Genomic DNA, 9,090 nt, shown 5'->3' on the forward strand with positions numbered 1-9,090 from the left:
CCGTGTTTCGTAGGGCGTCGATGTTGGGGCGTGGCGGTGGTCGCTAATTGAAGAGGTCTCCGGTAGACGGTTCAGCGACCAAGCTAGAACTTCACACCGGAGACCTCGTGCCGAGCGTAGCGGCAGCGAGGCGACATGACTTGACCGATGTGCAGTGGGCGGTGCTGGAACCGTTGCTGCCTGCGGGAACGGGTCATGCTCGGCCGCGCAGATGGACCATGAGAGTGATCATCGACGGGATTCGCTGGCGGGTCCGGACCGGATCGCCGTGGCGGGACGTGCCCACGCACTACCCACCGTGGCAGACCTTGTATCGATGGTTCCGACGCTGGCAGCGTGACGGCGTCTGGACGCAGATCCTCACCTCGTTGCAGGCCCGAGCGGACGCGGCGGGGTTGATCGGCTGGACGGTGAGCGTGGACTCGACCATCAGCCGCGCCCATCAGCACGCGGCGGGAGCCCGCCGTGACGGCGAGGCGCAGAAAGAGCCGCCTGGTGGTGTGCAGGCCGAGCCGGCAGATCATGGGCTCGGCCGGTCGAGGGGCGGCTGGACCACCAAAACCCACCTGGCTTGCGAGCAAGGCCGCAAACTGCTGGCCGTGGTGGTGACCGCCGGCCAGCGCGGCGACAGCCCGCAGTTCATCCCCGTGCTGGCCAAAGTGCGCGTTATGCGAGCCGGTGGCGGCCGGCCACGGACCCGCCGGACACGGTGCTGGCCGACAAGGCGTACACGTCCAAGGCCAACCGAGCCCACCTGCGATCCCGCGGTATCCGAGCGTGCATCCCCAGCAAGACGGATCAGGACGCGCACCGCAAGGCCAAGGGTCCAAAGGCGGACGTCCACCCGCCTTCGACCCCGAGGTCTACCGCCTACGTCACGCCGTGGAGTGCGGTATCAACCAGCTCAAACAACACCGCGCCATGGCCACCAGATACGACAAACTCGCCGTGCGCTACGAAGCCACCATTACCATCGCCGCCATCAATCAATGGCTCCGCGCCCTACGAAACACGGCCTAGACCAGGCCCACACCGACATGCCAGCCCAGGCCGCAGTCGTACCGGAAGGACCCACCCTTGCCGAATGCGACGCAAAGCTCTCTCGCTACCGCGCGGCACTCGACGCTGGTGCTGACCCGGCCGTGGTCGCCGGCTGGATCGCCGAAACCCAGGCAGAACGGCAACGCGCCGAGCAAAGCCACCAAGCGCCAGCCGAAGAAGAACCCCGCATACCCGCACTCTTCAGCGAGGATCAGATCATCGCCATTGTCGAGGAGCTCGGAGACCTCGTGGACGCCCTGCGGGACGCAGAGCCGGAACACAAGCTGGAGGTCTACCGCAGCCTCGGGTTGCACCTGACCTACGACCCGGAACCACAAACGGTGCGGGCAAATGTCGATCTTGCCGCGCACCGTTGGGATTCGGTTCGTGTCCGAGGGGGGACTTGAACCCCCACGCCCTATACGGGCACTAGCACCTCAAGCTAGCGCGTCTGCCATTCCGCCACCCGGACCTGGGTGTCGACCTCACCCTGCCGCGTCAGGACGACCACGTCATCCATCGGCTGCCCGGCGGGCCGCTCGGGGCATTACTGTACACGCCGCCTGACGATCATGCACAACCGCCAGGGTAGGTGGAAAACCGCAGGCAGCCGGCGGCAGGAATCGGGCATCATGGCGGCCATGATGATCACCCGGAGCAATCCCGAGGGCCTGCACGCCACGCCGGGTTACCACCACGTCACGGTGGTGTCCGCTGGCCGAACCGCCCACCTGGCCGGGCAGTGTCCCCTTGATCGGGACGGCCGGCTGGTCGGGGCCGACGACCTGGACCGGCAGGTGGATCAGGTGGTGGCGAACACCCTGACCGCGCTGCGATCGGTGGGTGCCGGTCCGGAACACGTGGTACGTACCGTGATCTACGTCGTCTCCGCCGACCGGTCGGTGCTGACCGGGGTCTGGCAGCGGTTGACCGCCTCGGCCCTGGCGGCGGCGTTCAGCACCGCGAGCACCCTGCTCGGGGTGGCCCAGCTCGGTTACCCGGGCCAGCTGATCGAACTCGACGTCACGGCTGCCCTCCCGGAATGACGTACGGGTCGGGGCGGGCTGGCGCGACCCGCGTACGCCAGGCAGCATGGCGGGGTGCCACAGCCCCCGAACCTCCCCCGGGTCCAGCGTGACGCTCAGGCCATGAGCGACGCCGGGGACCTGCCCGGTGCCCGCCGGCTGCTCGGCCAGGCCATCACGGCCGCCCGACCCAGCTACGGCCCTGATCACCCGGACCTGCTCGGCGCCGCCCACCTGTTGGCCCAGTTGCATCGGCGAGCCGACGATCCCGCCGCGGCGCGCCGGGTGCTGGAGGAGGCGCTGGCCGACGGTCAGCGCCGGTGGAGTGACGATCATCCCGTGCTGCTGGCGATCTCCCACGAGCTGGGCGGTGTGGCCGAGGAGCTGGGCAACCGGCACGAGGCCCGCAAGAGTTTCACCCGGGTTGCGACGTACGGACCGGCCGTACTCGGGGCCGACCACCCGGCGGTGCTCGCGGCGCGGGCCTATCTGGGCGACGACGCCCCCTCTCCCGCCGTCGGATCCCCACCGGCAACCCTGGCGCCACCGCCGTCGAACCACCCGTCGGTCGCCCAGCTGCCACAGCCGCAGAGCACGCCGCCGGCCATTCCGGTGCCGCAGCCGCCGAGCCCCCCACCGGCGCAACATCAGAACGCGTCGCCGCCGGCAACTCTGACGCAGCCGCACCGCACGCCATCGACCGCCCAGTCGGGGTACCAGTTCCCGGCGGATACCCGAGCTGGGCAACCGGCGACGCCGGCGACATATCAGTCGGGCTCCTCCCCTGCGTACCCGCCGCCCGATCCCACGGCGTTCCAGCCGGCCGCGCCACCGTCATTCCAACCGTCCGACCCCGCCGCGTTCCAGGCTCCCCCGCCCGCGTTCCAGTCCTCGGCCCCGCCGGCGTTCCAGCCGTCCGGACCGCCGGCCTTTCAGTCCTCGGCGCCACCGTCGTTCCAACCGGCCGGGCCACCGTCGTTCCAACCGTCCGCGCCGCCAGCGGGGTACGGGGCGGCCTACCCGGCCTCCGGTGGGTCCACCCCGGGGTACGGGCCGGTCCAGCCGACGGTGACCGAACCGGTCCCGGCCACCGGAGGCGGTCGGGGTTGGCCGGCAGCGGTCATCGCGGTCGCCGCCGCCGCGGTGGCGATCGTGGCCGCCGGCGTGGTGACGGTGATCGTGTTGAGCAACCGACCCTCCGATCCGACCCCGCCGCCTGCCGGACCCACCACGGGCGAGCCGGCCGGGGCGCCGCCGACGGATCTGCGGCTGCGGGATGGACGGACCACGATCACGGTCAGTTGGGCCGATCCGAGCGCCGGCACCGTACCGTTCATCGTGGCCGGTGGTCGGTCCGGCCAGACCCTCGGAGCGTTGGCCTCGGTGGACGCGGGCCGGACCAGCTACACGGTCAACGGGTTGAGTCCGGAGGTCGACTACTGCTTCACGGTGTTGGCGGTTTACGGCACCGACAGGTACGCCACCTCGGGTCAGGTCTGCACGCACCGCGCGTCGGCCTCGCCCCGGTGAGTGGCGGCCCAGACGGTCCCGGGACCCGGTGAACCAGACCCGGACGATCCCGGAGACCGGTGAGCCGGGGACCCGGACGATCCCGGGACGCCGATGAAGAGTGTCAGGGTTGCGGCAGTGCCAAAGTTGCTGGAGATCGGGACGGCGGCAGTGCCAGACGGCAGATCAGCCCGGCGACGACCTGGGGCAGCGGGGGCCAGGACGGCGGCGAAGGCGACAGCGACGTCGGCAGGGCTGCGGCAGTTCCATAACGGTGTCCGGGGTGACCGGCCCCGCCTGCCGCTGTCACCGGGGTGACGAACCGGCGGTACGGCCGGCTCCGCCGGACCGGGACGGGCCGCGCCACCGCCCGTCACCTGCGCATATCCTCATCGTCCGGTCCGGTCAAATCGTTGTCCACAAGTGCCACGCTGCGTGTCCACAGGAGCTACAGGCGGGTTTCCCCCGTGCCTGACCAGGTCATAGGATGGCAGCCGTTGTGCGGAGGGCGGGGACTGCCCAGAGCCTTCCCAACGGGGAATAATCGCAGGTGGGGAGGCGGCCGGCTGTGGTCACCACAGGCATCGGCACCACGGACGACGGCACGGGGGGAAACCCGGGCGAGCCACCGATCGCGAAGCGACGGCGGCGGGTTCCCGGCGGTCTGGTCACGATCGGTGTGGTCACCGCGGTGGTCGCGGGGATGGGCCTGACGGTCCTGGGGCTCGGTGCCGCGGACAACGCGGTCGCCAGCTACGACGCGAGTTCCTGGCTGTGGAGCACGGCGCGCAGCGAGTTGGCCCGGGTGAACGGGACGACCGCGAAGGTCGACACCCGGGTGCAGGTGCCGCAGGCGCAGGGCCACACCATGCAGGTGGTGCAGACCGACCGGTTGCTGCTGCTGCGGGACCTGAACACCGGTCAGGTCAGCTCGCTGGACCTGGCGACCCTGCAGGTCGTGGCGGGTACCCGGACGACGGCGGGGCTCGGCGTGTCGGTCGCGCTGGACAAGGCGGGCGCGTTCGTGGTGGACGCCGTGCAGGGCGTCGTCCGGCAGCTCGACCCGCGCTCGCTGCAGCCGGTCGGCGAGCCGGTGAACTTCCCGCCGGGCATCACCGGGGGCAGCTTCGACGGCGCCGGCCGGCTGTGGGTGGGGGTGCCGAGTCAGGGCACCGTCACGGCGGTCACCCCGGCGCCGCTGCCGTCCGCGCCGGCCTCGGGCGGCACGGGTGGCGGGTTGAGCCCGCGGCAGGTGAAGACGCTGACGGTGGCGCCCCCGAACCATGATCTCGCGGTGTCCACCCTCGACGACGGGGTGGCGGTGCTGGACCGTACGGCCGGGTCGTTGACCACGTTGCACGACGAGGAGCAGCGGACGGTGCCGTTGCGGCTGACCGGGGCGGGCGCGTTGCCGGGCCGTACCAGCGGGCCCACGGTGCCGGTGACGGTGCCGGACAACCGCAACGTCGTGGTGGTCGACCGGGCGGGTGCGCTGAGGCAGTTCACGGTTCCGGGCAGCGGCGGCCAGTTGCAGCCGGCGGTGGCCTGGGCCGGGCTGTTCTACTGCGCCGACGTCGACAACCGGGTGATCTACGCGCTCGATGGTGACGGGCGGGTCGTCGACAAGATCGATTCTCGGGACACCACCGGCCCGCTGGAGTTGGAGGTTCGGGAGAACCACCTGTTCATCAACTCCCCGGGGTCGGCGACCGCGCGGGTCGTGGACGACCAGCGCCGGGTGAGCAAGGTCGACAAGTACGCCAACGACATCCTCGGCGGTGACCCGCCGCCGGCCGCTCCGCCGCCGCCTCCGCCGAAGAAGCCGGTGGTCAGCCGGCCGAGCGCGCCGCGCCGGGTGACCGCGTCGGCCGGTAACGCGCAGGCCCGGGTGAGCTGGCGGCCGGCCGCCGCGAACGGTTCGGCGATCATCAAATACGTGGTGACCGGCGCGGACCGCACCGTGGAGGTGGGCGCCAACCAGCGGTCGGTGGAGTTCACCGGGCTGACCAACGGCGAGACGTACCGGTTCAAGGTCCACGCGGTGAACGGCAAGGGCGCGGGTCCGGATCGGACCAGCAACCCGGTGGTGCCGACCTCGGAGGTACCGGATCCGCCGGCGAGCGTGGCGGCGGAGGCCCGACCGGACGGGACGGTCCTGGTGCGTTGGCCGGAGGCAAACGGCCAGGGGTACGACATCGCGAAGTACTCGGTGACCGCGGTGTCGGCCGGCGCGACCGCTCCGGTGGGCGACTCGACCAAGACCGAGTTGGTGATCCGGGCCGGTGACCTGGACTACGGCACCCAGTACGCGTTCACGGTCGTGGCGGTCAACTCGAAGGGCGCCGGTTCGGCGCCGTCGCCGGTGAGCAACAGCGTGGTGCCGTTCGCGGCGCCGGACGCACCCACCGGGCTGACCGCGCGGACGGTGTCCGGCGAGGCGGGCGCGATCGCGGTGAGCTGGTCACCGGCCGTGGACAACGGCCGGCCGATCAGCGGGTACGTAGTCGAGGCGGCCGGCCGGTCCACGAACGTGACAGGCACGTCGACCAAGCTCACCGGCCTGGGCGACGGACAGAACGTGACGGTGAAGGTCCGGGCGGTCAACGAGGCCGGCGACGGGACGCCGGCCAGCACCACGGCCCGCACGGTCGCGGCACCCCGGGCGACGGTGACCGGCAGTTCGGCCGGTACGACCAGCGCGACGGTGTCGTTCACGGTGGACTCCGGGGGCGGGCAGGTGACCTGCACGCTCACCCCGAACGGCAAGCCGGCGGTGACCGGCGACTGCGCGAGGGCCAACGCCAGCATCACGGCCACCGGCCTGTCACCGGGTACGTCGTACACGTTCACGGTGACCGTGCGGAACGCGGCCGGCTCCAACACGGCGCCCCGGTCCCAGGCCACCGACCCGGTGTTCGGGACCGCGACCTGCAACAATGGCCCGGACGGCGCCCAGCGCACGTACTGCAACGCCGATGTCGACGGCCGCAACGGCGACGAGATCTTCGAGATCCCGAAGCAGGACGACAGCCGGCAGGCCGGCTGGGCGAAGCCGGGCACCTCGCTGAAGGCGTACTGCAAGACCACCGGTAGCAAGGTGGACGCCTGGATCTACAACGACAACAAGGTCAGCAACATCTGGATCCAGGTGGAGTACAAGGGCCGCAACTACATCCCGTGGGCCTGGCTGAACCTGGACGTGAACGGCAAGGACGACCCGGGCGTCCTGCCCACCTGCTGAGCCCACCCGCCGGCCGGCGGGACGCGACCGCCGGCCGGTGAGGATCACCGCGGATCGCCCGCGGCGCATCCGGCAGCACCCGAAGGAGCACCGACGTGACCGGCACCGAGCCGCTGACCCCGCGCGATGTGCAGGGTTTCGCCTCCGTGGCCGCCCGGCTGGCCGGCGCCATCGGGTCGGTGGTGCTGGGCAAGCCCGAGGTGGTCCGGTTGGCGTTGACCGCCCTGTTCGCCCAGGGACACGTGCTGTTGGAGGACGTACCGGGGGTCGGCAAGACCACCCTGGCCCGGGCCATCGCGGCCACCGTGCACGGGCAGTGGCGGCGGATCCAGTTCACCCCGGACCTGCTGCCGGCCGACGTCTCCGGGGTGACCATCTTCAACCAGGCGTCCCGCGGTTTCGAGTTCCACCCGGGACCGGTCTTCGCGAACATCGTGATCGCCGACGAGATCAACCGGGCCTCGCCGAAGACCCAGTCGGCGTTGCTGGAGGTGATGGAGGAGCGCACGGTCACGGTGGACGGCGTTCGGCATCCGGTACCCCAGCCGTTCCTCGTGGTGGCCACCCAGAACCCGGTCGAGATGGACGGTACGTACCGGCTGCCGGAGGCGCAGCTGGACCGCTTCCTGGTGAAGCTGTCGGTCGGCTACCCGGACGAGGCCGTCGAGGTGGAGGTGCTGCGGGGCGCCGCCGTACGCTCCCCGGACGCCCTCGAACCGGTGACCGACACCGCCATGATCGGCCAGATGGTCGCGATGGCCCGCCGGGTCCACATCGCCGAACCGCTCTACACCTACGCGGTACGACTGGCCGCGGCGACCCGAGCGCACCCGCAGGTCCGGGTCGGGGTGAGCCCGCGCGGGGTGATCGCGCTGACCCGCGCCGCCTGCGCGTACGCGCTGACCGAGGGCCGGGGCTGGATCATGCCCGAGGACCTCAAGCTGCTGACCGGGCCGGTCTTCGCGCACCGCATCCTGCTCACCCCCGACGCGCAGATGCGTGGGGTCACCGCCGCTCAGGTGCTCGCCGAGTCGGTCGCCTCGGTACCGGTGCCGTTGCCGTCCGGGCACCTGGCCTCGGCCGCCGGCTGAGATCCGGGCTGGTCATGCGGATCACCTCCCGCGGCATCGGTCTGCTGGTCGCCGCCGCCGTCCTGTTGCTGCTCGGCGTCCGGTTCGACTACGCCGAGCTGACCGTGTTGGGTGTGACGGCCGTCGTGGCGGTGGTCTGCGGCTTCGGCCAGGCCCTCGGGCGCCCCCGGCTGGACACCAGCCGGGTGGCCGACCCTGACCGGGTCGGCCGGGGTGAGCCGGCGAGCATGACGCTGACCGTCCGCAACCGGGGACGACTGCGGGCGGCCAGCCTGATCGCCGAGGACCGCTGCGCCGGCCGATCGGTCCCGGTGCCGCTGCTGCGGTTGCGCCCCGGCCGGGACACCACGGTCAGCTATCCGGTGCCGACCGCCCGGCGCGGGGTCGTTCCGGTGGGCCCGTTGCGGATCACCGCGCGCGACGCGCTCGGCCTGGTGACCCTGGCCCGCTCGTCCGGCGGAACCGCCGAGGTGTGGGTGCATCCCCGGGTCCATCCGCTGGGCGCGGTGCCCGCCGGGGTGAGCCGCAGCATGGACGGCCGGCAGGACCGGGTGCCGCAGGGGTCGATCACCTTCGACACCCTGCGCGAGTACGTCGTGGGCGACGAGTTGCGGCGGGTCCACTGGCGCACCAGTGCCCGGGTGGGTGAGCTGATGGTGCGGGAACACGTCGACACCAGCCTGCCGCGGATCGTGGTGCTGCTCGACGACCGCGCCGCCGCCCACCCCCGGGTGGTCGACGGGGTGGCCGAGACGTTCGAGTCGGCGTGCGAGGCCGCCGCGTCGGTGCTGACCGCCGCGCACCGCGAGTCGCTGCCGGTGAGCCTGCTGCTGGTCACCGAGGCCCGGCCCGACCCGGCCGCGCCCACCGGCGCACTGGGTGGTAGGGCCGGCGCACCGCTCGGCACGGGCGCGTCGGGCAGTGCCGACGGTGCCACCGACGCGGCCGGCGGCGGGCCGGGGTCCGGCAGCGGGTTCCTCGACCGGCTCACCGCGGTGACCCTGCGGTCGGGGCAGGACGGCGTCGACGACCTGTCCAGCACCAGCAATCGGCTGCGCCAGGACCGGCTGGGCGACACCCTCGTGTTCCTCACCGGTCCCGGGGCCCGGGGGGCCAGAAGGCAGGGGGGGGCGTGGTGGGGGGGGGGCCCCCCCTGGGTGGGGGGGGGGTTTGGTGCCAAAGA

Annotated in this window: 6 protein-coding genes, 1 tRNA gene and 1 pseudogene; 6 read left to right on the forward strand and 2 right to left on the reverse strand. The window is 71.9% G+C overall.

Going from position 1 to position 9,090, the window contains the following annotated elements:
- Positions 1–107: 107 nt before the first annotated feature.
- Positions 108–1,020, forward strand: a pseudogene (locus tag ACXN5W_RS26570) (IS5 family transposase).
- Here the strand turns inward: ACXN5W_RS26570 and ACXN5W_RS26575 are convergent.
- Positions 1,017–1,412, reverse strand: a complete 396-nt coding sequence (locus ACXN5W_RS26575; protein WP_473161120.1) for a hypothetical protein — start codon at positions 1,410–1,412, stop codon at positions 1,017–1,019. The pseudogene ACXN5W_RS26570 and the gene ACXN5W_RS26575 overlap by 4 nt on opposite strands.
- A gap of 17 nt (positions 1,413–1,429) precedes the next feature.
- Positions 1,430–1,513, reverse strand: a tRNA-Leu gene (locus ACXN5W_RS26580).
- A gap of 169 nt (positions 1,514–1,682) precedes the next feature.
- Between ACXN5W_RS26580 and ACXN5W_RS26585 the strand changes: the two genes are divergently transcribed.
- The 5 genes from ACXN5W_RS26585 to ACXN5W_RS26605 form a co-directional block, all read left to right on the forward strand.
- The gene (locus tag ACXN5W_RS26585) at positions 1,683–2,087 is read left to right on the forward strand and encodes a RidA family protein (protein ID WP_473161121.1); all 405 of its coding nucleotides are present in this window, start codon (positions 1,683–1,685) and stop codon (positions 2,085–2,087) included.
- Between the two features lie 102 nt (positions 2,088–2,189).
- Positions 2,190–3,596, forward strand: a complete 1,407-nt coding sequence (locus ACXN5W_RS26590) for a fibronectin type III domain-containing protein (RefSeq protein WP_473161122.1) — start codon at positions 2,190–2,192, stop codon at positions 3,594–3,596.
- 562 nt (positions 3,597–4,158) lie between these two features.
- A complete protein-coding gene (locus tag ACXN5W_RS26595; protein ID WP_473161125.1) occupies positions 4,159–6,816 on the forward strand; it encodes a fibronectin type III domain-containing protein in 2,658 nt (885 codons plus the stop codon).
- A 95-nt stretch (positions 6,817–6,911) separates the two neighbouring features.
- A complete protein-coding gene (locus tag ACXN5W_RS26600) occupies positions 6,912–7,907 on the forward strand; it encodes an AAA family ATPase (RefSeq protein ID WP_473161123.1) in 996 nt (331 codons plus the stop codon).
- A 14-nt stretch (positions 7,908–7,921) separates the two neighbouring features.
- Positions 7,922–9,090, forward strand: a 1,169-nt coding sequence (locus ACXN5W_RS26605) for a DUF58 domain-containing protein (protein ID WP_473161124.1), incomplete at its 3' end; no start/stop codon positions are given.

The organism is Plantactinospora sp. A48, from assembly GCF_055793945.1.

Excerpts from the sequence above, each read along its gene's own strand:
- ACXN5W_RS26585 (WP_473161121.1), top strand. The coding sequence starts at position 1,683 with ATGATGATCACCCGGAGCAATCCCGAGGGCCTGCACGCCACGCCGGGT.
- ACXN5W_RS26590 (WP_473161122.1), top strand. The coding sequence starts at position 2,190 with ATGAGCGACGCCGGGGACCTGCCCGGTGCCCGCCGGCTGCTCGGCCAG.